This window comes from Ferruginibacter sp., assembly GCF_031391665.1.
Lineage (GTDB): Bacteria > Bacteroidota > Bacteroidia > Chitinophagales > Chitinophagaceae > Ferruginibacter.
On sequence record NZ_JANMUN010000097.1, the window covers coordinates 1 to 25,112 of the forward strand.

The 25,112-nt window shown below is 36.3% G+C and carries 28 protein-coding genes; 13 read left to right on the top strand and 15 right to left on the bottom strand.

The annotated features are described in order from the left end of the window. Positions 1 to 123: carbon starvation CstA family protein (locus ACY651_RS07455; protein ID WP_462251347.1), on the top strand; the 123-nt coding region annotated here is incomplete at its 5' end. Here ACY651_RS07455 and ACY651_RS07460 read toward each other — a convergent pair. Continuing rightward, positions 81 to 269, bottom strand: coding sequence for a PadR family transcriptional regulator (locus ACY651_RS07460; protein ID WP_462251349.1), 189 nt, complete (start codon positions 267 to 269; stop codon positions 81 to 83). The two genes, ACY651_RS07455 and ACY651_RS07460, sit on opposite strands and share 43 nt — an antisense overlap. A 301-nt stretch (positions 270 to 570) precedes the next feature. Between ACY651_RS07460 and ACY651_RS07465 the strand changes: the two genes are divergently transcribed. Next, entirely contained in the window at positions 571 to 1,434 is an 864-nt protein-coding gene (locus tag ACY651_RS07465; RefSeq protein ID WP_462251253.1) for a serine hydrolase, read from the top strand. An 87-nt stretch (positions 1,435 to 1,521) separates the two neighbouring features. Further along, a complete protein-coding gene (locus ACY651_RS07470) occupies positions 1,522 to 2,667 on the top strand; it encodes a hypothetical protein (RefSeq protein WP_462251255.1) in 1,146 nt (381 codons plus the stop codon). A gap of 103 nt (positions 2,668 to 2,770) precedes the next feature. On the opposite strand, the gene ACY651_RS07475 is transcribed toward ACY651_RS07470, so the two are convergent. From ACY651_RS07475 to feoB, 3 genes are all read right to left on the bottom strand, one after another. Continuing rightward, positions 2,771 to 3,514, bottom strand: a complete 744-nt coding sequence (locus tag ACY651_RS07475) for an LVIVD repeat-containing protein (RefSeq protein WP_462251257.1) — start codon at positions 3,512 to 3,514, stop codon at positions 2,771 to 2,773. A gap of 11 nt (positions 3,515 to 3,525) precedes the next feature. Continuing rightward, positions 3,526 to 4,095, bottom strand: a complete 570-nt coding sequence (locus tag ACY651_RS07480) for a hypothetical protein (RefSeq protein WP_462251259.1) — start codon at positions 4,093 to 4,095, stop codon at positions 3,526 to 3,528. Positions 4,096 to 4,173: 78 nt separating this feature from the next. Beyond that, complete coding sequence (feoB, locus tag ACY651_RS07485; RefSeq protein ID WP_462251261.1) at positions 4,174 to 6,294, bottom strand: ferrous iron transport protein B; 2,121 nt, start codon at positions 6,292 to 6,294, stop codon at positions 4,174 to 4,176. Positions 6,295 to 6,560: 266 nt separating this feature from the next. Here feoB and ACY651_RS07490 point away from each other — a divergent pair, with 266 nt between their 5' ends. The 4 genes from ACY651_RS07490 to ACY651_RS07505 all read left to right on the top strand — a co-directional run bounded on the left by ACY651_RS07490 (position 6,561) and on the right by ACY651_RS07505 (position 9,525). Beyond that, positions 6,561 to 8,210 carry a M28 family peptidase gene (locus tag ACY651_RS07490; RefSeq protein ID WP_462251263.1) on the top strand — a complete coding sequence of 550 codons (1,650 nt, stop codon included), beginning with the start codon at positions 6,561 to 6,563 and terminating at the stop codon, positions 8,208 to 8,210. Between the two features lie 226 nt (positions 8,211 to 8,436). Next, positions 8,437 to 8,736: an IPExxxVDY family protein gene (locus tag ACY651_RS07495; protein ID WP_462251265.1), complete on the top strand. Its 300-nt coding sequence runs from the start codon at positions 8,437 to 8,439 to the stop codon at positions 8,734 to 8,736. A 22-nt stretch (positions 8,737 to 8,758) separates the two neighbouring features. After that, positions 8,759 to 9,286, top strand: a complete 528-nt coding sequence (locus tag ACY651_RS07500; protein WP_462251267.1) for a hypothetical protein — start codon at positions 8,759 to 8,761, stop codon at positions 9,284 to 9,286. Between the two features lie 11 nt (positions 9,287 to 9,297). Further along, on the top strand, positions 9,298 to 9,525 hold the full coding sequence (locus ACY651_RS07505; RefSeq protein WP_462251269.1) for a 4a-hydroxytetrahydrobiopterin dehydratase: 228 nt from the start codon (positions 9,298 to 9,300) through the stop codon (positions 9,523 to 9,525). Between the two features lie 22 nt (positions 9,526 to 9,547). On the opposite strand, the gene ACY651_RS07510 is transcribed toward ACY651_RS07505, so the two are convergent. From ACY651_RS07510 to rho, 7 genes are all read right to left on the bottom strand, one after another. Continuing rightward, positions 9,548 to 9,691 carry a hypothetical protein gene (locus ACY651_RS07510; protein ID WP_462251271.1) on the bottom strand — a complete coding sequence of 48 codons (144 nt, stop codon included), beginning with the start codon at positions 9,689 to 9,691 and terminating at the stop codon, positions 9,548 to 9,550. Positions 9,692 to 9,713: 22 nt separating this feature from the next. Then, positions 9,714 to 9,938, bottom strand: a complete 225-nt coding sequence (locus ACY651_RS07515) for a hypothetical protein (protein WP_462251273.1) — start codon at positions 9,936 to 9,938, stop codon at positions 9,714 to 9,716. A gap of 13 nt (positions 9,939 to 9,951) precedes the next feature. Next, complete coding sequence (gene selD, locus ACY651_RS07520; protein WP_462251275.1) at positions 9,952 to 11,058, bottom strand: selenide, water dikinase SelD; 1,107 nt, start codon at positions 11,056 to 11,058, stop codon at positions 9,952 to 9,954. A gap of 63 nt (positions 11,059 to 11,121) precedes the next feature. Beyond that, on the bottom strand, positions 11,122 to 12,456 hold the full coding sequence (locus ACY651_RS07525; RefSeq protein ID WP_462251277.1) for a hypothetical protein: 1,335 nt from the start codon (positions 12,454 to 12,456) through the stop codon (positions 11,122 to 11,124). Next, a complete protein-coding gene (gene mnmH, locus ACY651_RS07530) occupies positions 12,435 to 13,568 on the bottom strand; it encodes a tRNA 2-selenouridine(34) synthase MnmH (RefSeq protein WP_462251279.1) in 1,134 nt (377 codons plus the stop codon). The genes ACY651_RS07525 and mnmH overlap by 22 nt, the downstream gene beginning before the upstream one ends. A gap of 71 nt (positions 13,569 to 13,639) precedes the next feature. Then, the gene (locus ACY651_RS07535; protein ID WP_462251281.1) at positions 13,640 to 14,341 is read right to left on the bottom strand and encodes a hypothetical protein; all 702 of its coding nucleotides are present in this window, start codon (positions 14,339 to 14,341) and stop codon (positions 13,640 to 13,642) included. 27 nt (positions 14,342 to 14,368) lie between these two features. Further along, positions 14,369 to 15,961, bottom strand: a complete 1,593-nt coding sequence (gene rho / locus ACY651_RS07540; RefSeq protein ID WP_462251283.1) for a transcription termination factor Rho — start codon at positions 15,959 to 15,961, stop codon at positions 14,369 to 14,371. A gap of 293 nt (positions 15,962 to 16,254) precedes the next feature. On the opposite strand from rho, the gene asnS reads away from it, so the two are divergent. The 5 genes from asnS to ACY651_RS07565 all read left to right on the top strand — a co-directional run bounded on the left by asnS (position 16,255) and on the right by ACY651_RS07565 (position 20,456). After that, positions 16,255 to 17,709, top strand: a complete 1,455-nt coding sequence (gene asnS, locus ACY651_RS07545) for an asparagine--tRNA ligase (RefSeq protein ID WP_462251285.1) — start codon at positions 16,255 to 16,257, stop codon at positions 17,707 to 17,709. A gap of 71 nt (positions 17,710 to 17,780) precedes the next feature. Continuing rightward, entirely contained in the window at positions 17,781 to 18,137 is a 357-nt protein-coding gene (locus ACY651_RS07550) for a hypothetical protein (RefSeq protein ID WP_462251287.1), read from the top strand. An 81-nt stretch (positions 18,138 to 18,218) separates the two neighbouring features. Continuing rightward, positions 18,219 to 18,671, top strand: a complete 453-nt coding sequence (locus ACY651_RS07555) for a tail fiber domain-containing protein (protein WP_462251289.1) — start codon at positions 18,219 to 18,221, stop codon at positions 18,669 to 18,671. Positions 18,672 to 18,776: 105 nt separating this feature from the next. Further along, the gene (locus tag ACY651_RS07560) at positions 18,777 to 19,724 is read left to right on the top strand and encodes a helix-turn-helix transcriptional regulator (RefSeq protein ID WP_462251291.1); all 948 of its coding nucleotides are present in this window, start codon (positions 18,777 to 18,779) and stop codon (positions 19,722 to 19,724) included. A 234-nt stretch (positions 19,725 to 19,958) separates the two neighbouring features. After that, positions 19,959 to 20,456, top strand: a complete 498-nt coding sequence (locus ACY651_RS07565) for a DinB family protein (protein WP_462251293.1) — start codon at positions 19,959 to 19,961, stop codon at positions 20,454 to 20,456. A gap of 61 nt (positions 20,457 to 20,517) precedes the next feature. Here the strand turns inward: ACY651_RS07565 and ACY651_RS07570 are convergent, their stop codons facing one another. The 4 genes from ACY651_RS07570 to ACY651_RS07585 form a co-directional block, all read right to left on the bottom strand. Continuing rightward, entirely contained in the window at positions 20,518 to 20,997 is a 480-nt protein-coding gene (locus ACY651_RS07570) for a regulatory protein RecX (protein ID WP_462251295.1), read from the bottom strand. Between the two features lie 164 nt (positions 20,998 to 21,161). Next, positions 21,162 to 22,310 carry a hypothetical protein gene (locus ACY651_RS07575; protein WP_462251297.1) on the bottom strand — a complete coding sequence of 383 codons (1,149 nt, stop codon included), beginning with the start codon at positions 22,308 to 22,310 and terminating at the stop codon, positions 21,162 to 21,164. Positions 22,311 to 22,397: 87 nt separating this feature from the next. Further along, complete coding sequence (locus ACY651_RS07580; protein ID WP_462251299.1) at positions 22,398 to 23,006, bottom strand: hypothetical protein; 609 nt, start codon at positions 23,004 to 23,006, stop codon at positions 22,398 to 22,400. Positions 23,007 to 23,098: 92 nt separating this feature from the next. Further along, positions 23,099 to 23,614, bottom strand: coding sequence for a hypothetical protein (locus tag ACY651_RS07585; protein WP_462251301.1), 516 nt, complete (start codon positions 23,612 to 23,614; stop codon positions 23,099 to 23,101). A gap of 358 nt (positions 23,615 to 23,972) precedes the next feature. On the opposite strand from ACY651_RS07585, the gene dnaN reads away from it, so the two are divergent. Next, positions 23,973 to 25,088, top strand: a complete 1,116-nt coding sequence (gene dnaN, locus ACY651_RS07590) for a DNA polymerase III subunit beta (RefSeq protein ID WP_462251303.1) — start codon at positions 23,973 to 23,975, stop codon at positions 25,086 to 25,088. Positions 25,089 to 25,112: the final 24 nt, after the last annotated feature.

Consider the following 25,112-nt stretch of genomic DNA (forward strand, 5'->3'; position numbering starts at 1 on the left):
GGCCAGCACTTCTCGGCGATCGCCGCGGCCGGTCCGATCGCCGGGCCGATCATCGCCTGCCAGGCGTTCGGCTGGCTCCCCTATAAAAATTCTGCGTTTTTTAGCCGGGTAAGAAGTGGATAAAGTGTTCCTTCCAGAATATTAAGGTTAGCCGCCTTCATTTTATCAATGATATCGGAAGGATAAGCCTCGCCTAATTGTATTACTGAAAGAATACAGAATTCCAGTACCCCTTTTCTCATTTGGCTTGCTGTATTTTCTATATTCATATTGATGTTTTTATTCTTTATTTCTTGATTCTAAAACAAAGATAGTACATTAATTAATACTATGCAATACATAATACCATATTTTTTATAGTAGTGGGTGGTAGCCATTAGTCTGCTTTGCACACAAATCAATACAGTAAAGGGTTTCGGTAGATTTACTGGTTTAAAAAATATTTCTTTGAATTTATGAATGGCAAATTTTGGTGGGTGAATGGCTGGAAATGGAAAGATTTTGAGCCATTTTCTTTATAATTTGTCTTGCTGATTAGTTTAAGTAGATTTATTGTTGAAACTAACTATTATGAAAAATTTACTGCTCCTCCTGTTATCATTATATTTTTTTGGCTATTGCCCGGCCCAAAAAACAGATAAAAAATTATACAGCAAAATAGCTTTGTTATTAAAAGATTTTAAAGGTGATGTGGGTGTGTATGTAAAGAATTTAAAAAAAAATAAAATTGTTGCTATAAATGCAGATACCATTTTTCCTACGGCCAGCATTGTAAAAATTCCTATCCTTATTGGTATAATTGATAAGATAGAAAACAAAACATTTGATTATCATCAGAAACTGGTGTACAGAGATTCGCTGGCTTACAGCGATTTTGATGTCACCGCCAATTTAAAAGACACTGCTAAAATAGAAATGGCAAAAGTTATTATGCTGATGCTTACTACCAGCGATAACACGGCAAGCCTATGGTTGCAAAAATTAGCTGGCGGCGGAGCAAGAATAAATGAAATTTTAGATTCCGCAGGTTTAAAAGCTACAAGGGTTAACAGCAGAACTGCAGGAAGAGAAAATAACAGAACACAATACGGCTGGGGGCAAACCACACCGTATGAAATGGCTACACTGATGGAAAAAATTTACAAAGGAGAAATATTAAATGACAGTGCCTCAAAAAAAATGATCCGTTTATTGGGCAGAAATTACTGGGATGAGCAAGCTATATCAAAAATACCAGCCGATGTTTTTGTAGCCAGCAAAAATGGTTGTGTTGATGCCAGCCGCAGCGAAGTGTTACTGGTAATGGCAAAGCAACCTTATATCTTCAGCATCTTTACAAAAAACAATAAGGACCAACGCTGGGCACACGAAAACGAAGCATGGATGCTGGCAAAAAATTTGTCTGCCTTATTGTGGCAGCATTTTAATAAATAAGAAATTGTTAAAGTGTTAATAGTGTGCCTTATGTTTTTATCAGTGGCATTTGCTTTGTAATTAATAAGCAAAAGGAGGAAACAAATTATGAAACAACTTTTACTTATTACTGCTACTATTTTTTTATTTGCATCCTGCAAAACCACCAAAGATTATTTAAGCCGTAGCGATGAGGACAAAACTTTATTTGATGTAGTTAAAACATTAAACAAGCGCAGCAACGACGATTCGGCCACCAGGGCTTTGCCCATTGTTTATGAAAGGGTGCAGCAAAAACATCTTAAAAAAATAAGCACTTATAAAACTTATAAAGAAATAACCCGTTGGGATAAAATTATTGATGAGTACAGCACACTGCAGCAAATGTATGATGCCATTAGTAATTCCGGTGCTGCAGGCAGTTTAGTAGCTCCTACTAATTATCAGAACGATATTTATGATGCTAAACAACAGGCCGCAGAAGATTATTATCAATTAGGTACAACATTATTGCAAAGCGACAGAAGAGATGATGCAAAAAAAGCCTACAGTTATTTTAAGAAAACAGATAAATATGTTTCTGGCTACAAAGATGCTAAAGCAAAAATGGACGAGGCGTATCAAAATGCAATAATTAATGTGGTGATAAACCCAGTGCAGGACAATTCTTTTTTCTTTAACACCGGCTGGGGTAATTACGGTTACAATTACAGCAACGAATATTTTCAGCAAACGTTAGTAAGAGAGTTGGGTGGTAAAAACAGCAGCCGCTATCCTGCAAATTTTTATACCGAATGGGAAGCAAGGCGTGATAATGTGCAACCCGACTGGGTAGTTGATTTAACCCTGCGTAATATGGATATACCCAGGCCAAATAATTACAACTATACCCGTAATGTAAATAAACAAATTGAAGCTGGTCGTGATACCAGTGGAAAAATAATTTATCAAACCGTATATGCTACTGTAAATATTGTTAAGCAATCTTTTACAGCCCGTGCCCAAATGGATGTAAATATAACAGATGCTGTTAGCCGCAGAAACATCAGTTACAATACTTACAGCGATGATTACCGTTGGGAGCAAGAATATGCGACCTACACCGGCGACAGACGGGCTCTTGACAGTAACGACTGGGCATTGATAAACAACCGTAATTATAACGAACCCCGTAAAGAAGATGTGCTGAATGAATTGTACAGAAAAATTTATCCGCAGGTAAAAAACAGGATTAGTTATGCGGTGGATTGGTAAGCGGCAGTAAATAAAAATAATTTATAAGGCCCTGTATAAAATCAGGGCCTTTTTATTAGCGAATTCAAAAAAAATATTTTTTTATTTTATAAAAAATGAAGCATTAGTTATTAATCAATGCCAGTTGTACAGGATTTGTTTTATTACTTATATCGTACAAAACCAACCCCGTGCTTATATAGCAAATCAACAAATCGTTATAAGGTATCACATCTTCAAAAATATAAGTAGTTAATTTTTTACGCAGTACCGGAGTTGCCGGTGCCGAAACATTGAAAATACTTAAGCCGTTATTTTTTTGGCAAACATATAAAATAGAATCTGCCAAACCCAGGCCACGTGGCGTAGGCATTAAATGCTTTTTAATTAGCAACGGGGTTGTAATATTGGATACATTATAAATATACAAACCCTCTTCTACCGCACCGCAGGGCTGGCCGCCTAATAAAGTTACAAATGCAGTGCTGTCGTTGGCAACAACGGGGTCGCAACTTCTTACATGCCTTGCCTGGCTGAGTAATACTGGTTGTGCCGGATTTGTAATAGAATAAATATACATTCCATCAATTGAGCCGATAAACAATTTGTCTTTATAAGGAAAAATGGTTTCTACACCAAAGTTCATATTGATGCTGCCTTTTTGGGTTGCACTCTGCGGATTGGTAATATCAAATACTTTTAAAGTGGTAACATCGGCCAGGTAAAGATAATTGCCCACTATAGTAAATCTTGCTAAAGATCCGCCCTTGCCTGTAGCTGTTGCCGCTGCAGCACTGGCACTGTCAGCTGCTTTTTCGCACGAAGAGAAAAATGCAACCGCAAAAAATAAAAAAAGTATTGTTCTCATAAATTATTGTATTAAAATCTTCTTTGGCAAAATTGCTGCACACTGTCTTTTACCCAGCTTACTATCATCGAGTCGTTAAAGTATTTCGGGCATTCATAAAAACCGGTATCTGGTGGAGCCTGCCACGTATATGGCCGTTGTGTATCCATAGTGTTAAACACTCCTTTAAATCTTTTTATTTCTACGGGTGCAGTGATGTTGGTAATATCAATAACCACCATATCATTATAATTATTGGCGTACAAATAATTTCCTTTAATAGATATATCAGTATTACCACCTAATTCAATAAATGCTACACGCTGTGCATTTGACGGAGAAGCATTATCAATAAGATGTATGCCTTTACCAATATCGTTTTGAAATATAGTATTACCCAACACGTAAATTTTACCTGCTGCAATCATTGGCCGGGGTATATTGTAAAATTTTACCTTTTTTACGGCTGTATCAGCAGCATATTTGGCTTTCCATCCCATTACTTTTTTAGAATAATCTCTGTTGTCGATGGAGGGTTTGTAGGTGCGCCAGTTACAGGAGACAAATAAAATGATACCCAAACTGTATAATAGCATCTTCATAATAAGCAGTTTTGCAGATATGACACTATATAAGTTAGAAATGATGCCTGAATAAAAAACTTTAATAATGAGGATGGGTTATTTAAAAATCACATACACCAACCAACTCATAAAATAAGCCAGCCCGGTCATGTACACCAATTGAATAGCGGGCCATTTCCAGCTACGGGTTTCTCTTTTTACAACAGCTAAAGTGCTCATGCATTGCATAGCCAGAACATAAAATATTAATAAAGATAAGCCTGTGGCAAGGTCGTACACTTTAGTGCCATCGGGCCTTACAGCCGCAGCCATTTTTTGGCGTAGGGTGCTGTTGTTAGTATCGGCATCTTCACCCACACTGTATAATGTAGCCATGGTCCCTACAAAAACTTCTCTTGCTGCAAAAGAAGTTATTAAAGCAATACCAATTTTCCAATCGTAACCAAGGGGGCGAATGGCAGGCTCAATGGCTTTGCCCAGAGTGCCGGCAAATGAACTTTGTAATAATTCGGTTTTGCGTTGTTTGTTTAATTCTTTTGCCTGTGCAGGATTGGTTGCAATAAGCTGTTCGTATTTTTGAGTAACCGCCTGCATTTTTTGTTTGGGGCCGTAAGTGCTTAATGCCCACAGCAACAAACTTATTACCATTATTACTTTACCGGCATCAAACACAAATATTTTTGCCTTCTCAATCATGGTGGTTAAAGCGTTGCGCCATCTTGGGCCACGGTACACCGGTAGTTCTAAAATAAAAAAGCTGCGTTCGGTACTTTTTATAAACCACTTCATTACCCAGGCTACAATTAATGCCATTACAGTACCCAATAAATACAGGCCCATCATTACTAAACCCTGCACACTTAAAAAACCAAAATACAATTTTGAGGGAATGATCAATGCAATTAAAATGGTGTACACCGGCAGCCTGGCACTGCAACTCATAAGTGGTGTAATCATTATGGTGAGCAATCTTTCTTTTTTATTTTCAATGTTCCTGGCACTCATAATAGCCGGTACAGCGCAGGCAAAACCGCTGATCATGGGCATTACACTTTTACCATTAAGGCCCACTTTACGCATGAGCTTGTCTGTTAAAAAACTTATCCTTGCCATGTAACCGGTATCTTCCAGCAAGGTAATCAGCCCAAACAAAATCATTATCTGCGGTACAAAAATTAATATGCCGCTTAGTCCAGCCAGCACACCATTAATTAAAAGATCACTCCACCATACCTGTGGTAAATTATCTCCAAAAAAACCACCCAATTTTCCAAATGTCCATTCAATAGCATCCATGGGGTATTGCGCCACCCAAAAAACACTTTGAAATAATAAAAACAACACCACAATTAAAATGATATAACCCCAGTGGCGGTGCAACAAAATATTATCCAGTTTTTCAGTTAACAATGCTTTTTGCAAAGGGTCGCTTTCTACCACGGTTTGCTGCATAATATGTTTTATGCGGCTGTAGCGTTGCATTATTTCTTCTGCCTGTGTTTTGGTAGGGTTAAATTTATTTTCTATTTCAATATTTTCTATCTGTGTTTGTGTTGCTTTATCCAGCAAAAAAATTTCGTGGTTAATTAAATAATGTACTGCCCTGTAATTACTAATATGGGGGAAATGTTTTTTTAATGCTGTAATAGGTGCGCCTGCTATAGAATTAATATCTATAAAATCTCTGGGAGGCGCCTGATCTAATTTCTCTGCGGCAAGCTCAATGGCTTTTTTAAGCGGTGCTATTCCTTTATTTTTCCTGGGATTTACAGGAATGATAGGCACACCCAATTCTCTTTCCAATCCCGGTATATCTATTTGTGTTCCTTTGCGGCCGGCCAAATCCATCATGGTAAGCGCCACAACTACCGGAATTTTTAAATCTATAATTTGAGAACAAAATAAAAGATTACGTTTAAGGTTACTTGCATCTGCAACCAACACTACCATATCCGGTTTTACATCTTCATCCTGATTTAATAAAACTTTATAGGCCACCCACTCATCGGCCCGTTTAGGATACAAACTGTAAGTGCCGGGCAAATCGATAATGTTTGCCTCAAAGCCTGTGGCAATAGTACTATTGCCGGTTTTTTTATCTACGGTAACACCTGGGAAATTGCCCACTTTCTGGTTTAACCCCGTTAAGGAATTAAAAAGGGAACTTTTGCCGCTGTTAGGGTTACCTACTAATGCTATGTTTAATTTTTTTGTCAAAATTTATGTGGCACAAAAATAATGGCAATACATGGTTTGTGGTTACGAAATAGGAAACAAGGTTTTACTTAAGATGATGGGCTAAGAGCATAAAAGAGAAAAAGGGGTTAAAGGAGAAATGCTTTAATCTCTTTTTACCTTCTTCACTCTTTTATCCTCTTAGCCAAAAAAAACATGATTAACAAAGAGTTTAAATTTTTGGCATAATATTTAATTATTTACTCATTCGCTGAATTACCTTTGCTCCACCTCAATAAACAACTTTTATGAAATATTTTCTTTGCCTTGCTGTACTTACTTCTCAATTTGCTGTTGCCCAAAAAATAAAAAAAGCCGATAAAGTTATTTTAACCAATCTTCAAACACATATTGCTTATTTAGCCGATGATAAATTAGAAGGCAGAAGAACCGGAACCGCAGGCGAAAAATTAGCGTATGAATATATAAGTACCGAATTTACCAAAAGCGGATTAACTGCTAAAGGCGATAATGGCAGTTTTATTCAGCCTTTTGAAGTAAATGAAGGCTTGCAGATAAACCCTTCCACACATTTATTTATTAATGGGTTTGATTTAGAGCTGGAGAAAGAATATTTCCCATTTATATTTTCTGCCAATGCCTCGGTAGAAGCGGCACCATCAATTGCTTTGAGAGAAAGCGGCACCGTTTGGTTTTGGGATATTAAAGATAAGCTGGAAGAAAATAAAGATAATCCTCATTTTGATTTAACCGATGCCATAAAAGTAAAAGCAAATGATGTTGCTGTAAAAGGGGCAACAGGTTTAATTATTTACAATACTTCCGGTATTAAAGATGAATTAAAGTTTGAACCAAAATCTAAAAGCGAAAGAGTAAAGATTCCGGTGCTGTATGTTACTGAAAGTATAAAGAAAAAATATTTGTACGATGAAACTGCCACGCTGGATATAAAATTAAAAGTTGATATTGGTGATAAAACAAGGACCGGCCATAATGTAATTGGTTTTATAGATAACGGTGCCGCCAACACCATTATACTGGGTGCACATTACGACCATTTAGGTTATGGCGAAGATCATAATTCTTTATTTACAGGTACAAAACCACAAATACATAACGGTGCCGATGATAATGCAAGTGGTACAGCGGCATTAATTGAAATAAGTAAATTATTAAGAGCATCAAAACTTAAAAACAATAATTATTTGTTTGTTTCTTTTTCGGGAGAAGAGTTGGGTTTATTTGGCAGCAAATATTTTACCGAGCATTCGCCAGTAAATTTAAGCAGTGCCAATTATATGATAAATATGGATATGGTAGGCCGGTTAAACGACAGCACCCATGGCCTTAGCATTGGTGGTTATGGTACCTCGCCAGTATGGGGACAATTGCTTACCGATAAAGATAAATTCTTTACCATAAAATTCGACAGCAGCGGCAGCGGCCCCAGCGATCATACTTCTTTTTACAGAAAAGATATTCCCGTGTTATTTTTCTTTACCGGTGTACACAGCGATTATCATAAACCAACCGATGATGCAGATAAAATAAATTTCAATGGTGAGCTGATGGTGGTAAAATATATTTATACTGTTATAGAAGCTGCCAATAAAAAAGGTAAACTTTCTTTTAGTAAAACAAGAGAAACCCAATCGATGGGCAAAAGCAGTTTTAAAGTTACATTAGGCATTATGCCCGATTACACTTACAGCGGCAGCGGTGTAAGGGTTGATGGTGTTAGTGAGGGAAAGACGGCTCAAAAGGTGGGCATAAAAGCCGGTGATATTATTTTACAACTAGGCGATATAAAATTTACCGATGTACAAAGTTATATGGGAGCGTTGGGGAAATTTAATAAAGGAGATGCAACAAAAGTAAAAGTGAAAAGAGGGAATGAGGAGCTGGTGTTTGATATTGTATTTGCTCCTATCCCCTAAAGGGACCAGAACTTTTGTGTGCAGAAAACTTCAATAAAATAAAAGGTGTTCAAATTTTAATACTTAAATTCCCCTTTAGGGGCCAGGGGCAAATGAAACTTAAAATAGACAATGAAACTTTAGCGCAGGAGTTTTTTGAAGATGCCCTGTTATTAGGTATTGTTGCGCCTGTTAAAGATTACCAGTTACCTGGCAGCTAAATCAAATACTGGGTTTTAATTTCAGGGTGAATAACGATTTTGAAATACAGCTTACCAAAAAACAACGCAAATATTTTTTTTCTATTTACGAATATGCAGTGCCTTCTACCTGCCTGGTGCATTATTTATACAACAACCAGTTCGACGGTGAATATTTGTTGCCTGAATTTAAGCACCTCGATTTTTTATGGTTGATAAAAGGCGAAACAGTAAGTTCAGAAGAATTGAAATCATTAATGCAATCTATTAAATCGTTACCCGGTGTGCAACTGGTTAACGAAATGACGAATGAAAAAATTAAACACAAGCAGCATTTGATATTTTAATTAGCTCTTTTTATAAAAGCATATGAAAAAATTAAGTATTCTTCTCCTGTTTTTAGGGCTGGCTACATTTGTACAGGCTCAGAAAGAAAAACGTTTATCCGGTTACTTTTCTGCAGGGACTAACATAATGGCTTACGACAGGTTTATAGAATTTACCCATGCTGGTGCCGGAGCCGGTTTACAGTTCCACTATACCATAAACCCAAAACTAAAAGCGCAGTTTGATGCAACAGTCAGTTTATTTAGTATCAATAAAATTCTTTTTTTGTTTGAAAATGGCCAAACAACCGGCCCGAAACAATTTGTATTTACCACATTTGCAGGCTTGGTTTATTCACCTGTAAAAAGAACAGAAGCTGGTATATCTGCTGGTCCCTCATTTGTTGAGGATGGTGTTTATGCAGGCATTAAACCTTACATTGGTTATTATTTTGGAAAAAAAGAAAGAGTTAAAGCACTGGCATCACTAACACATATTTTTGAAAAAAACAGCATCTCAAAAAAGAATACCGGTTTTGTAAGTTTTGGACTTGCAATAAAATTATTTTAAAAAATATTTTTATGTGGACAGAAAAAAACAACACCCTCTATAAAAAATTTGAATTCAAAAATTTTTCTGAGGCATTTGCTTTTATGACAAGGGTTGCCATTGAAGCAGAAAAAATGGACCACCATCCATTATGGACCAATGTGTATAATAAGGTAGAGATTTGGTTAAGCACACATGATGCCGGAGATATTGTAACTGATAAAGATAAAAAGCTGGCGAAAAAAATTGATTTGTTATAATCATCCCATCACGTGAGTGTATTTATTTTACTTCAATCTTTGCAGACCAATAGGCCACAATCTCTTTAGGTGTAGTATTTGAATTTAAAAACCCTATACCAAACTTTAAGGTTTCTCCTTTTATAAATCCTGTAAATGGTTTATTATTTAACGTAAACGATGTCATTGATGTACTATCAATAACAGTTTCACCCTTTTTGTTTTATAAATGAGAAATCATATTGTGAACAATCAAGTATAAAGCCTTTTAAAGATTCAATTTGATAATTTTGGGGAATTTCATTGTCGCCAACTTTTCGCATTTCAGCATATTTATCTTCTACAATAATTTTAGGGTAAACATTCTTGTCTTTCGATGAACAACTATAAATTAAAATTGAAACGCAAATAATTAAAAAATAATTTCTACTCATCACTTAATATTTTTTATATGTCGGTTGATACAATAGAAACTACTTTTTCTTCTCTTACAACCATACTTCCAATAACAGTTGTAAACTTTTCCAATCCATTTTTTTCCAAAATATCTTTTACTTCATTAACAGCATTGGCATCAACAGCAATTAATAACCCTCCGCTGGTTTGCGGATCGGCAAGTATTGCTTTTTGATAATCGGTTATGTCGCCAATCTTTTCTCCATAACTGTCCCAGTTTCTGTTGGTGCCGCCGGGAACACTTTTTTGATCTACATAACTTTTTATATCTCTAATTATAACCGGTACTTTTTCAAAATCAATAATGGCACTTAAGCCGCTGCCTTCAGCCATTTCTACTAAATGACCTAACAAGCCAAAACCGGTTACATCAGTCATTGCAGTAACGCCTTGTATTTTTCCCAATGCTTCACCTACTTTATTCAGCTGCATCATTTGTTTTGCGGCTATACCCACATGCTCGTCTTTTAAAATACCTTTTTTTTCTGCTGTAGTTAAAATACCCACGCCTAAGGGCTTGGTTAAAAACAACATATTACCTTCTTTTGCTACGTTGTTTTGTTTAATATTTTCTATTGGCACCAATCCATTTACTGCTAAACCAAAAATAGGTTCAGGACTGTCGATGCTGTGGCCTCCTGCTAATGAAATACCGGCTTCTTTACAAATACTTCTGCTGCCTTCAATTACTTTTTGTGCAACAGCCGGTGGTAAAATATTTATGGGCCACCCTAAAATAGCAATCGCTAAAATGGGTTTTCCTCCCATGGCATATACATCACTGATAGCATTAGCCGAAGCTATTCTTCCAAACTCATAAGGATCATCTACAATCGGCATGAAAAAATCGGTGGTAGAAATTAAGGCCATGCCATTATCTAAATCATACACTGCTGCATCATCTTTACTGTGGTTGCCCACAATTAATTTATCGTTATCGGGCATGGTGAAATTGCTGGTAAGAATTTCATCTAAAATTTTGGGAGCAATTTTACAGCCGCAGCCTGCACCATGAGAATATTGAGTAAGACGGGCCTCCCCAAACCCCTCCCGAAGAGGGGCTTTTGCATCTTGAGATTTTGAACCACTTTTATTCATAAGTTAGTCTGTATTAATTTTTTTCTTAGCTCCTGTCTTCTACTTATTTCCCCCTTCGGGGAGTTAGAGGGGGCTTTTTCTTCTCCTAAAAACAATCGCCGAACTTTTTTGCATATCGCCGCTAAACCTTATTTCGTAGCGGTCTTTGCCATCGTACACAATTAATAAACCGGTATTGGGTGGCAGGCTGCCTAACGATTCGGCATACATTACCAGTTGAATACTGTCGCCTGCTTCTTTTGTATCAATAGTTTTTTTAACTGCATTGGTACTTAAGCCAACCCTGGGCATAATCACTACACCATTCATTATTACACTTACGGTATCACCATCTACTTCACCATTATCATACAATGTTAATTGTAAACTGTCCGATTTAAAATATAAAGCCTGTATGTTTTCAATTTTTCGTTTGCCCATGTCTGTTGCCGCTGTGGGGTCAGTTGGAGCAGCAATTTTAACAGGCGCAGGCTTTACAACAACAGGTGGTGTTACAACTTTTGGTGGATCTGTTTTTGCAACAATAATTTCTGTTGGTTTTGCAGGCGCAGGTTTAACAACAGCAGGTTCTGGTTTTTTAACAACCGGTGCAGGCTTTACAATTACTGTTTCCGCAGGTTTTACCGGTGTGGTTTTTACAACAACAGGCTCAGTTGGTTTTGTTGGTACCGGTTTAGTAATTATTGGTTCTGCAGGTTTGGGTGTTTCAATTTTTACAACAGCTGGTTCTTTTACAACCGGCGCAGTGGTTGGTTTTATTTTATTATCGGGTTCCTGTTTTTTTGCTGCAAATACAATTAATTTTTCTTCCTCTTCAGATGCTATCGGTTTTAACACCGCAATAGTTTCAGATGAAGGTGGTGTACTTTCTTCCTTTAAAAAAGATAAATTTTTTGCAAGATTAAGTTCCTGTAAATGCGGTACTAAAGCACTCTGGCTGTAATCTTTTTTTCTTTCTACATGTACATAACCGGTAAGCGGCCTGTAATCTCTTGTTCGGTTAGTGGCGTACAGTCCGCTTAATATCATCACTGTATCTTTTATTTGCAATATGAGAGTATTTTTTTGGTGTACGCCTTTTGCCGGAGCTATAGGATAATTGTGTACAATTAAATCCGATTCTTCTGTAATAATATCATCGCCGTCTCTTTTAATTTTTAATTTTTTTACGCCGTGGTATTCTTTATCATTTAAAATAAAATAGGTGTGAGAATAACCAAACAATTTTCCTTTTTCACGGCTTATGGCAATTTCGTAACGGTAATTTTGTTGAGTGGTATCATTATACATAAACCCTTTCCACAAGCCTGTAATATCTTTTTCTTCGGTTGATTGTGCCAAAAGCGACAATGGCAAAAGCAGTATAATTATTAGTTTTAAGCTGTTACGGTATTGCATGATAATAGATTTTGTGTATTAACCGATGTATCAACGCCTGAGCAGGGTATTTTATTTAATAATGATGAAAGATTTTCCCTGTTTTCCAGCCCTTTTAAATAATATTTATCATAATAGGTTAATAAAATCCTGAAACATTCTTTGTGATTGTTTTCTAATAAATAATTAACGGCATTTTTAGTGTCTAATCCGCCTAATCTTTTTTGTATGCGGATGATGGCATTCACTAATTTTTCTTTTTCAAATTTGCCATATTCTTCCGTCAAATAATTCAACCTTTCTTCAAAAGGGATATCCAAAAAATATACCGGGCTTTTACGCATAGTGTACCAAAGCGGCATCGGTATTTGCAGGTTGCCAATACGCTGGCTTTCGTCTTCTATATAGATGTTAGTTGATAGTTGATAGTTGTTAGCAGTTTCTTTATCTTTCATCTTAATACTGGCATCTAACAACTGTTCTGCTAAAAGATTTTCAAACATTTCCTGTTTGGGTTGCGGCGCTTCTCCCAATGCGCCAAATGCCGAACCTTTATGATTGGCTAACGCTTCTAAATCAATTATTGGTTTATTTTGCTTAGACAGTTCATTTAACACCAAAGTTTTTCCGCTGCCAGTATAGCCGCCAATTAGTTTAAATGGATATTCTTTTTGAAATTGTGCCTGCACCCATTTACGGTAAGCTTTGTAACCACCAATTAATGTGTACACCTTAAAGCCGTATAAATCTAACAACCATGCAACACCTGCACTACGCATACCGCCACGCCAGCAGTGGAGCAACAATGATTGGGAATTAGGATTTGGGAATTGGGATTTAATGCCGGCACCATCCCTTTTACCCAATTCCAAATTACAAATTCCTTCTACCATTTCCACTATGCTTTTCATCTTCACTCCAAAATAATCGAGGCCAATTTTAATGGCATCCTGTTTACTTTGCTGTTTGTATGCTGTACCTACCACTTTTCTTTCTTCATCAGTAAACAAAGGCAAATTTATTGCGCCAGGTATGTGAGCATGAGTATATTCGCCGGGACTGCGTACATCTAAAACAGGAAGCTGCTTTGCAAGCTGTAAAAATTCTTCTATGGTTATTTTTTGTATGGGCATTTATAAAACACTAAGTTACGCAAACTAAAAAGTAATGCAGGTTATTGCTAATTTAAAAAGATTGGGGTGAGTTATTTTATATCTAAATAAAATGAAATCATTAAACCATTGCTTTTAATTGATAATTTATCCTTATCATTTTTATAAGAATAAAAAAAATCCTGAAAAGAATGCAGTCCAATATCAAAGGAAAGTTTTTTTGTAAGCTGAGTTTTGAAACCCAATTTTGCAACTCCGCCAATATTTAAACCAAGGTTCTGTTTTTTGATACTGCTGTTTTTAGATTCCTCTTTATTATAAAAATAATAAGCAGGTGCTACTCCAAAATCTAAAAAAAGGTGTGATCGTTTATTGAGTATATAATATCTTTTTAGTGATAGGGGCATTAAAGCTAAATAATTATTGCTAAAAACTGAACTGTTTAAAGTATCAGAGTGGTAATTATATTTTAAAGAAGTTACTTCAATACCAAAAGTAATAAACCAGCTTTCTTTAAGATTTTTTTCAAATATAAATTCCAGCCCGGTAGATAACATTATTTTCTTAATTCCGTCTTTTTTACCAACAGAATAGCCATAATACCCGCCGGTTTTAAATATTACTTCAGAAAAAGACTGGCTAAAACAAAAATTTTGTACCAGTAAAAAGCAAATTAATATCCCGGCTTTATTTATCAGCATAAAAAATGTTTGGTAATAAAAATAATATAAAAGTTTGTTATTGCATTGAAATAAAAAACCGCCGGTTAAAAACCAGCGGCTATAATTATTCATTATTAATTTTTCAATTATTCTTTATTCCTATCCATTCATACTCGTTAAAAACTCCGCATTATCTTTTGTACCTCTCATGTTTTTCAACAAAGTATTAATCGCTTCTTCTGGGTTCATATCGGCCATATGCTTACGCAATACCCACATGCGCTGGAAGGTATCTTTATCTAATAACAAATCATCACGCCTTGTGGAAGATGCTACCAAATCAATTGCAGGATAAATTCTTCTGTTAGATAATTTACGCTCCAATTGCAATTCCATATTACCCGTTCCTTTAAACTCTTCAAAAATTACCTCGTCCATTTTACTGCCGGTATCAACTAATGCTGTTGCAATAATGGTAAGCGATCCACCATTTTCTATTTTACGTGCCGCACCAAAAAACTGTTTTGGTTTTTGCATAGCATTAGCTTCCACACCACCGCTTAATACTTTACCGCTGCTGGGTGCAACAGTATTATGTGCCCTTGCCAAACGTGTAATACTATCTAATAAAATAACTACGTCGTGGCCGCACTCTACCAAGCGTTTTGCTTTTTGCAAAGCTATCGTACTCACTTTTACATGCTTATCTGCAGGTTCATCAAATGTGCTGGCTATAACCTCGGCCCTTACACTGCGTTCCATATCGGTAACCTCTTCCGGCCTTTCATCTACCAGCACAATCATTAAATAACATTCCGGATGGTTTTCTGCAATGGCATTGGCCAGTTCTTTCAGCAACATGGTTTTACCCGTTTTTGGCTGGGCAACAATTAATCCCCGCTGCCCTTTACCAATGGGTGTAAACAAATCCATTATCCGGGTGCTGTAATTATCTGCTTTGGTACAAAGATTTAATTTTTCGAAAGGAAACAATGGTGTTAAATAATCAAACGGCACACGGTCACGTACTTCATCAGGCCTTTTACCATTTATAGTATCTACTTTTAATAAAGCAAAATATTTTTCACCTTCTTTTGGCGGACGTACACTTCCGTAAACAGTATCGCCGGTTTTTAAACCAAATAATTTTATTTGAGAAGGGGAAACATAAATATCATCGGGAGACGATAAATAATTATAATCGCTACTGCGTAAAAAACCATACCCATCGGGCATCATTTCTAAAACACCTTCGCCTAAAATAACGCCGTCAAACTCTATATTAAAAGCCTGCTGGTTATTGCGCTGCTGGTATTGTTTGGTTTGCTGCTGCGGTGTTTCTTCCATTTGTGTTTCGGGCAGTTGTACATCACCATCTTCGGCCTGCAGCATTTGTGCAATGGCGGCAGGAATAGTACTTTGCTCGCTGGTAATTGGCTGCAGCTCTTCTTCCTCTTCTTTTTCAACAACTCTTTTAACCGCCTGCTTTTTTTCTGCTTCGGGTTTTTTAGCTTTTACTGCGGCTGACTTTGGCTCTGGTGCTGTTTCTCCATCGTCGGCAGGCTTAATAATGCGTTTGCGTTTAGGCTTTTCTTCTTCGTTTTTTGCTGAGTTCATATGGGATTGTTTATCCAGGATTTGAGTTATCAAATCCTGCTTATTTAATTTTTTTGCGTTAGAGATTGTAAAATGATCTGCAATGTCAAGCAATTCAGGAACGAGCAGGTCGTTCAGTTGTGAAATATCGTACATAAAAGGTTGAAAATAATTTCTTCAAAAAAACCGTCTTAAATCTGAAAATGTAATTGAGAATTTATAATTGATTGGAATATGAGTTTCTGATAAAGCGAATGATAGATAAAACTTACCAGTTGGATTCCGCCACAATATTACGTTTTTTTTGGGGAAAAATGCAAATTTTTTTGCTAGATGAGCCACGGATTACACAGATTAACACGGATTATGATTTTCAATCCGTGAAAATTCGTGTAATCTGTGGCTGAACTTCTTTGGTGGCTTATCTTTGCACTCCACAAATAGAATTTATGTTCAATAAAAGAATTAAGATTAAAGAATTGCTGGCCAGCGATAATGCCAATTACCAGGCTACGGTTATGGGTTGGGTACGTACCTTTCGCAACAACCAGTTTATAGCGTTAAACGATGGCAGTACTAATAATAATATACAAATAGTTGCAGAGCTGGGTAAGTTTGATGAGGCCATTTTAAAACGCCTTACCACCGGTGCCTGTATTAAAGCGACGGGTGAAGTAATTGCTTCTTTAGGTAAAGGCCAAAAAGTAGAATTAAAAGCTACCGAAATTGAAATACTGGGTGACAGTGATGCAGAAAAATTTCCTTTACAACCCAAAAAACACAGTTTGGAGTTTTTAAGGGAGATCGCTCACTTACGTTTTAGGACCAACACATTCAGTGCCGTATTTCGTGTGCGCCATGCGTTGGCATTTGCTATTCATAAGTTTTTTAACGATAAAGGTTTTGTGTATTTGCATACGCCAATAATTACTGCAAGCGATGCAGAAGGCGCAGGTGAAATGTTTAAAGTAACTGCATTGCCATTGGATGGTACTGCTCCTAAAAACGAAGATGGTTCCATAAATTTTAAGGAAGATTTTTTTGGCCGCAGCACCAACCTTACTGTGAGCGGACAATTAGAAGGTGAATTAGCGGCTATGGCTTTCAGTGATATTTATACTTTTGGCCCAACATTTCGTGCAGAGAACAGCAACACCACCAGGCACCTTGCAGAATTTTGGATGATTGAACCCGAAGTGGCGTTTAACGACCTGGAAGATAACATGAACCTTGCTGAAGAATTTATTAAGTATGTGATTAAACATGCAATGGAACACAATAAAGAAGATTTGGAATTTTTAGCGCAACGTTTGGAAGAAGAAGAAAAACAAAAACCACAGATTGACAGAAGTGAATTAGGCTTACTTGATAAATTAAATTTTGTAGTTGATAATAATTTTGAAAGATTAACCTATACAGAAGCAATTGAAATTTTAAGAGAAAGCAATCATAACAAAAAGAAAAAATTTACTTACCTGATAGATAAATGGGGTGTTGATTTGCAAAGTGAACACGAAAGATATTTAGTAGAAAAGCATTTTAAAAAACCTGTTATCTTAACCGATTATCCTGCGGCCATAAAAGCTTTTTACATGCGCCAGAATGATAATTGCGAACCCGGCAGGCAAACTGTTGCTGCAATGGATATACTTGCACCGGGCATTGGCGAAATTGTTGGTGGCAGCCAAAGGGAAGAACGCATGGGTAAATTATTAAAGCGTATGGAGGAGATGCATATTCCTGCCGAAGAGTTGTGGTGGTATTTGGATACGAGAAAGTTTGGTGCTTGTCCGCATGCAGGTTTTGGTTTAGGCTTTGAGCGTTTGGTACAGTTTGTAACCGGCATGGGAAATATCAGGGATGTCATTCCTTTTCCGAGGTATCCGAAGAGTGCAGAGTTTTAATTTTTACAAAGTAATTGGATGTTAAAAAATTCCTTAAAAAGGAGTTACAAATATTGTTTTAATAATATTACATGATTATTTTTGCAATACCAGTAATGAGAGAAAATCATTTAAAATATATTATTGTCTTGTTTTTTATAGCCCTTTTTTCCTTTAAAGGCCTGGTATCTGTTTGCCCAATGCTAACCATACAAATGGGCAAAATAACGGGTATAGAAAAATTAATAAACACTGAAACGGAACCTGCTGAAAAAAATGGGGAAGAAAAAAGTGAAAAAGAAATAAAGGAGTTTTTTATTGGAATCAATACTCATCATACCCCTGATATACCCTTCGCTTTAACAACAAAAGATATCAGTAGCAATAATATTGCCCGTAATCAGGATGTTTTTCTCCCTGTAATAACACCCCCTCCCGAACTGTTTTAAGTTTTATTTTATTGATGAATACATACCCTATTTGTGTATTCTGCAAACAGTATTTTTCAACACTACTTAAATTATAAACTTATGTTCAGTACATATCAAAATATTAAAAAAGTATACCTGTTATTTGCAGTTTTGATCATATCAGGTAAAGCGTTTTCGCAAACAGTTACCGACAGTGAAATTAAAAAGAATATAACAGTAATTAATTCTCCATTACAAAAGCTGTCGCAGCTTAACCCTAAAATTTTTGAATATGATATACAAAAATTCAGACACCTTAAGCTGGAGCAGGGGATAAAGTATGGTTTTATTGCAGAAGAAATGCAACAGGTTTTTCCCAACCTGGTAAAGCAAAAAAACATCTCTTACATGTTTGGTAAAAACAGTTACCGTGATACAAAAATTAAAACCATTGATGAAGCAGGTTTAATTCCCATATTAGTGGCATCCATTCAGCAACAACAACAACAAATAGAAAAGTTAAAAGAAGAAATAGAAGCCTTGAAAAACAAAAAAAATTCTGCCGCCTTGTAGTGACTGTCAGGTTAAAAAATAAATCGGCTTTTGTAAAAAATTAAAATAATTTTATGTCAATAGATGCACTAACATTATTTTCACTTTCTATTTTAATTACCATCAATGAACCGCATCGACCGTCTCTCCGCCATCCTTATTCAATTACAATCTAAAAGAGTTGTAAAGGCGCAGGAAATTGCTGATAAGTTTAAACTGAGTTTACGCACTGTTTACCGTGATATAAAAGCGTTGGACGAAGCTGGTGTGCCTATCATTGGCGAAGCCGGTATCGGTTACTCCATTATGGAAGGGTATCGTTTACCGCCGGTTATGTTTACTAAAGAAGAGGCTACTGTATTTTTAACAGCAGAAAAATTGGTGGAGAAATTAACGGATGAATCTACCAAAAAAAATTACGGCACTGCTATGCTAAAAGTAAAAGCAGTGTTGCGCCTTACCGAAAAAGATTACCTGGAAGATATGGAGCAGCATATTGAAGTAATAGAAAACCAATACGTACCCAAACGCACCAACGATACTATTCATCTGCAAAATGTATTGCAAAGCATTGCACAAAAAAATGTGCTGCACATAAATTATTTTGCCAACCACAACCAGCAGCAAAGCAGCAGAGATGTGGAGCCGGTGGGTATTTATTATTTAGGCGAATACTGGTATATGGTAGCCTACTGCAGGCTGCGTAAAGATTACCGCACTTTTAAATTCGGCAGTATAGGAAAGCTTACAGTAACTGATGAACATTTTGAAAAACAACATCCTGCCTTAAAAAATTTTTTAAATAAAGTATCTAAGGAAAAAGAATTGCATACGGTTATACTCTTAATTAATAAAGAAGCTATTCCTTATTTTGGCGATCAGAAATATTATAATGGCTTTGTTTCTCAAAAGGAAACCGGTAATAAAGTGGAGATGACTTTTCTTACAGGTTCGCTAAATGGTTTTGCAAGATGGTATATGTTGTTTGGCGATAATGCAGATATTGTTAGTCCGCAAAGTTTGAAGGAGATTGTGAAAGACGTGTTGATCTCAATTGGTAAGAAAGTAAAATAATAATAGAGCCCCCCTGCGGCGGCTATTTGTTGAACGCAGATTTTTATGATAATTAAGATTTACGCAGACAGATCATAACATATCATCAACATCCTAAAAATCTGCGTTCCAATAAAGCACTTAAAGTGCTTAACACAACAATCTTAATCTTTTCAAAAATAAATTTTTTCCTGCTGACATAGGGTTGTCACAACCCTGAAGTTTCTTTGTATCTCAAACAAAAAACTTACAACTATGTCACAAATTGCAGCATTTCAACAAGAATTAGAAAGAGAAGCATTAACCACCCGTAAAATGCTTTCCGTTATTCCCACCGATAAGTTTGGGTGGAAGCCACACGAAAAAAGTATGACCATTAAAGCATTGGCTACTCATATTGCCGACATCTTTACCTGGTTTGGTATGGTGATGAATACCAGTGAGCTGGATTTTGCAAAAAATCCCTACCAGGCCGAAGAAGTAAACACCACTCCTGAACTAATGACAATGTTTGAAAAAAACTTAGTGGAGGGAAGAACTGCCTTAGCCAATGGAAAAGAGGAACAGCTGAAAGACAACTGGATAATGCGTAATGGTGAAGAGATCTGGGTAAATGATAATAAACACGATGTATTAAGAATGTGTTTTGGACAAATCATTCATCACCGTGCCCAAATGGGAGTGTTCCTTCGCTTATTAAATGTACCTATTCCCGGCAGCTATGGGCCAAGTGCCGATGAAATGGGATTGTAAGTTATTATCGCTATTAATTTTATAAACCGGAGTTTTTTTACTCCTCCGGTTTATATTTTCTTTATAGTTCTTGTGTCAGCGCTTTTATCAAATCGCTTTCAAAACCTTTTTGCATTAAATGATCCTGCAGTTTTCTTTTTTTGATAAAACTATTTTTTTCACTTTTTAATGTTTTTAGTTTGGCATCAAAATGCTGCTGCAATGTTTTTAAATAATCATCTTCGTTAATTTGCTTAAGGGCTTTTTTTATGCAATACTCACTCACCTGTTTTTGTTTTAGCTGGTATTTTATTTTTATTCTTCCCCACTTTTTACTACGAAAATGCCCACCTGCATATTGAATGGCAAACCGTTCTTCGTTTAAATAATTTTCTTCAATTAATATGCTGATGATCTCATCAACTTCTTTTGTATTTAAACCAAACCCGTATAATTTTTCTTTTACTTCGCTGTGGCAACGCTCCTGGTAGGCACAATAATGTTTGGCTTTGGGTAAAGCCTGCATTGGTGTAAATTTTTGTTGGTATAATTTATCTTCCATCTGTAAATTGAAAGTAAGAAATTTTATTTTCCTGCGGTAAAAGTAATGCCACACTTGTCCCGATTTTTTTCGGGAGAGGCACGGAAGCACAGAAGTTGTTTTAAAACAGAAGTTGTTCAGAGAAATATTCTATTTCCGTGCTTCTGTGCAATCTGTGGCAAAGTTTAAAAACTTTTTGCAAAGCTTAATAAAACAGTTTGATTATAATAAGGCTTAAAAGGCTTTTGTGTAAAGTCGGCTTTTAAAATAGCCCGGTGGCTGAGGTAAACATTTTTGATGAGTTTTATTTTTGTAATAAATAATCCATCCATCAAACCATTTTTAGCAAGCCTGGTAAAATAGTCGGAGGATATACCGAGGCGGTATTGCATATCTAACCATTTTTTATATTTCCTGTCGTACCAAATATTTAGTTCGGCGCCCAGTTGTTTAAAAACAAAAAGATCGTAATCTCCATTGGTATCAAATGTTTGGGTGTAAAAACCTGTGTTGGCAATTTGCTGGCTGCGTAAACCGTACAGGTTAATCGAGTAAGGTGATAATGATAATCTGAAGTAATCGTTGGGCTGAAATTTTATTCCCGGCGATAATGTTACATCATAAGGATTTATAAATCCCTGGATCTTTCCATTGTTATTATAGTCTTTAAAAAAATCTCCATCGAAAATGGTAAATATGGAAGTGCTGGTTTTTGCAATTAAATTAAAATTCCATTTATTGCTTTTGTTCATAGCATAAGAAAAATCATGCAGTGTGCTAAAATCATCCGTTGCTCTTTGTATATGTGCAGCACTGGTTAATCCCGATTTTTGCACTGCAACTGTCCAGTGCAATTCGTTCGTCATAGAAAAGCGTTTACCTTCTTTGTAATAATTTAAACCGAGGTCTAATGCACTTGTGGCAGAAAAACTTTTTTTATCGGGGCCAGATGAGGAATTGAATTCTAAAATATTGCCCACATTTAAACCAATACCGAATATAAACACCCAGGCTTTAGGTGGGGCTTCTTCAGCAATATCCTGCAATTGTTCATCAAAGAGTTTGTGCGTTATTAAATTGCTGTCGTATTTATTGTATTGTACCGAATCAACTAATGTTTTTGCAACCTTTGCCTTTGTAACGCTGTTATTTTTATCAATAAAAGTATAAGTATAAGTTTTGCCTTTTGCGTTTAGCACTTTGCATCTTATTGTTGTACTGTCTTTTTTAAATATTTCATCTCTTTGCGCCAATGCATTGCCTGCCGTAAATAAAAAAGTAAAAAGCAGTAAATACTGTATGCTAAAAAATATTTTTGGGGTATTTTTTTTCATGCTGGTTTAAGAGGGAAAACAAAAAGAGAGAATTGATTTTATTGGTATAAAAAACAGGAAGTAAAAATTTACTTCCTGTTGTAATAATTATTTGTTGGTAGCGCCGGTGCCTTTTGTATTAATAGCATGACAAACACCATCTTGTATACTTAACATAAAATGGCATGAACTGTAAGATTTTCCGCTTGACTGGTTTGTTGCTCCCCAACTCCACGAAACTATCATTTCGTAATCTCCATCGGGGCTGTCGGTAGGCACGCTAAATTCGCCATCTTCAACAGGTATTTTTTTTATTGTTTCCTTTTTATCCCATGATGGCTTTATCCACTGATAGGTTACTTTGCTAAAACTAATTGACGATGCTTCTGCAGTTCTTTTGCCGGATGATTGTCCGGTTGCAACATCTCTTGGGCTTTTAATTTCAGTTACACTGTTATCGGCGGAGCTTACAGAAAAATGATATGGCTTGTGCTGTCTTTTGCCGGTTGCCTGTCCGCTTGCTGCATCTCTTGGGCTTTTAACTTCATTGGTAAAAGAAATATCACAACCAGTTGGCGTGCTGCTGATGCGGCACTTTACATTCTTTTTTAAATCGTAGCCGGCTGTTTTTGCTGCGGCAACTTCTTGTGCAATTAGTTGGTTGGTAAAACTGGTAGCCGCAATAAAAGCAGCCGCAATAAAAATTTGTTTTTTCATTTGTTTTGGTTTTATTGTAATTGATAATGTTGTTCTGGCCTAATTACAAGCAATTTTTACATGCTGTTTCTTTGGCCTTATTCAAAAAAAATTTAAGTTTTTTCTATGCTGAAAGAATATGTTTCCTGCGTTCCCTTTTCGGTTATCGGTTTTCCATCAGCAGCAATGGCTTCTACAGTCCATATAAAATCGCACAAATAGGGTGGTTTGCATGGGCCGGTGTAAATACCGCTTACGGTAGCCTGTGTAACATCCATTACATCTTTTGTTACAATTGGTTTATTGGTTCTCATGGCCTGTGTACTATTTTGCCCCTGCATCAGTTGCCATACTTTAAGCCTGTAAGTTACTCCTTCTTTTGGTTTGGGCACTACTGGTGTCCATCTAAAGGTAACAGCATTTTTTATTTCAGAGGCAGTAAAAACTTTGCTCTGGGCTGGTGCTGTTAGTTTTGGTGCAGCCCCTATATCACCATTAGCCTGAATAGTTTTTTCGTTTGTGTTATTACTTTTTGTCCGGGTTTTTAAGCCGTCTGCAGTGGCGGTTTGTGCAGCCAGTTCCATTGTGGCAATAATAAATGCCGCCGCAACAAAAATTTGTTTTTTCATTTGTTTAAATTTTGATTTTAGCCCGCTGTTTCGGTTTTGGGCTTGACCGGTTTTATGGGGATGAATTAATTTTTTTGGGGTGTTATGAGGTAATTGCTCCTAAAAGATGTTTGCAATTTTTTGTTTTACCCCTTCTTTTATATTCGGTTTTTAGCTGTTACTCTTTCAATATTTGTCTAATTCATATGGTTTAACGTAAAATTGGAAGCTGTAGTATCAAAATAAATTTTCGCCGCTTTTTTAGCCAGCCGTTTTTTATCCCAAAAATCCCCCAAAGGGTTAAATACTAAATTGTTAATATTATCTTGGCTTCATTAGTGCCAATCTTTTATCTTTGGAGGTATAATAAATATATTTTATGAAGTTTATCGTTTCTTCTTCGGCTTTGCTGAAACAACTGCAACAAATTAGTGGTGTTATTAATGCTAACACGGTGTTACCTATTCTGGAAGATTTTTTGTTTGAAATTGAAAAGAACAAACTTACTGTAGTGGCCACCGATTTAGAAACGGTAATGAAAGTGCATTTGGATATTGAAGCTAAAGACAGCGGCAAAGTGTGCATACCTGCAAAAATTTTAATGGACTCGTTAAAAAATATTGCAGAGCAGCCGCTTACTTTTAATATTGATAAAAATTTTGGTGTAGAAATTACCAGCGATAATGGTAAGTATAAAGTGATGGGAGAAAACCCCGATAACTTTCCGAAAGAACCTGCAGCTGATGATGCCAATAATTTTACCATGACGTCGAGTGCGTTGGTTACTGCAATTAACAAAGCAATTTTTGCAGTTAGTAACGATGATCTTCGCCCTGCTATGACGGGTGTGTTTTTTGAACTGGATAAAAAAGGAATGACCTTTGTTGCTACTGATGCACATCGCCTTGTACGTTATACCCGTACAGAAGTTAGCTGCCCTAAAAAAGATTCTTTCATCGTTCCAAAAAAACCATTGAGTTTATTAAAAGGTTCTTTGCCTGATAATGAAGATGAATTAAACATCAGCTACAACAGCAATCATTTATTTGTAAAGCATGGTGGTACCGAATTGGTGTGCCGTTTAATTGATGCCCGTTTTCCTGATTATAAAGTGGTGATACCGGTTGACAATCCTTATAAAATGACGGTTAACAAAAACGATTTTCAAAATGCATTGCGCCGTGTAAGTGTGTTCAGTAATAAAAGCACTAACCAGGTAGCACTTAGCATTAGTGGCAGCCAGTTACAATTAGCTGCACAGGATGTTGATTTTAGTTTTGAAGGTAACGAACGCATGGCCTGCCAGTATGATGGTGAAGATTTACAAATTGCTTTTAATGCAAAATTTTTAATTGAAATGCTGAACGGTGCAGATACCAGCGAAATAAATATGGAACTCAGCACCCCAACAAAAGCTGGTATTATTAAACCTACCGAGATGGGAGATAACGAAGAGTTGCTGATGCTGGTGATGCCGCTGATGTTGAATAATTAAGAACCCCTCCACCCCTTGAAGGGG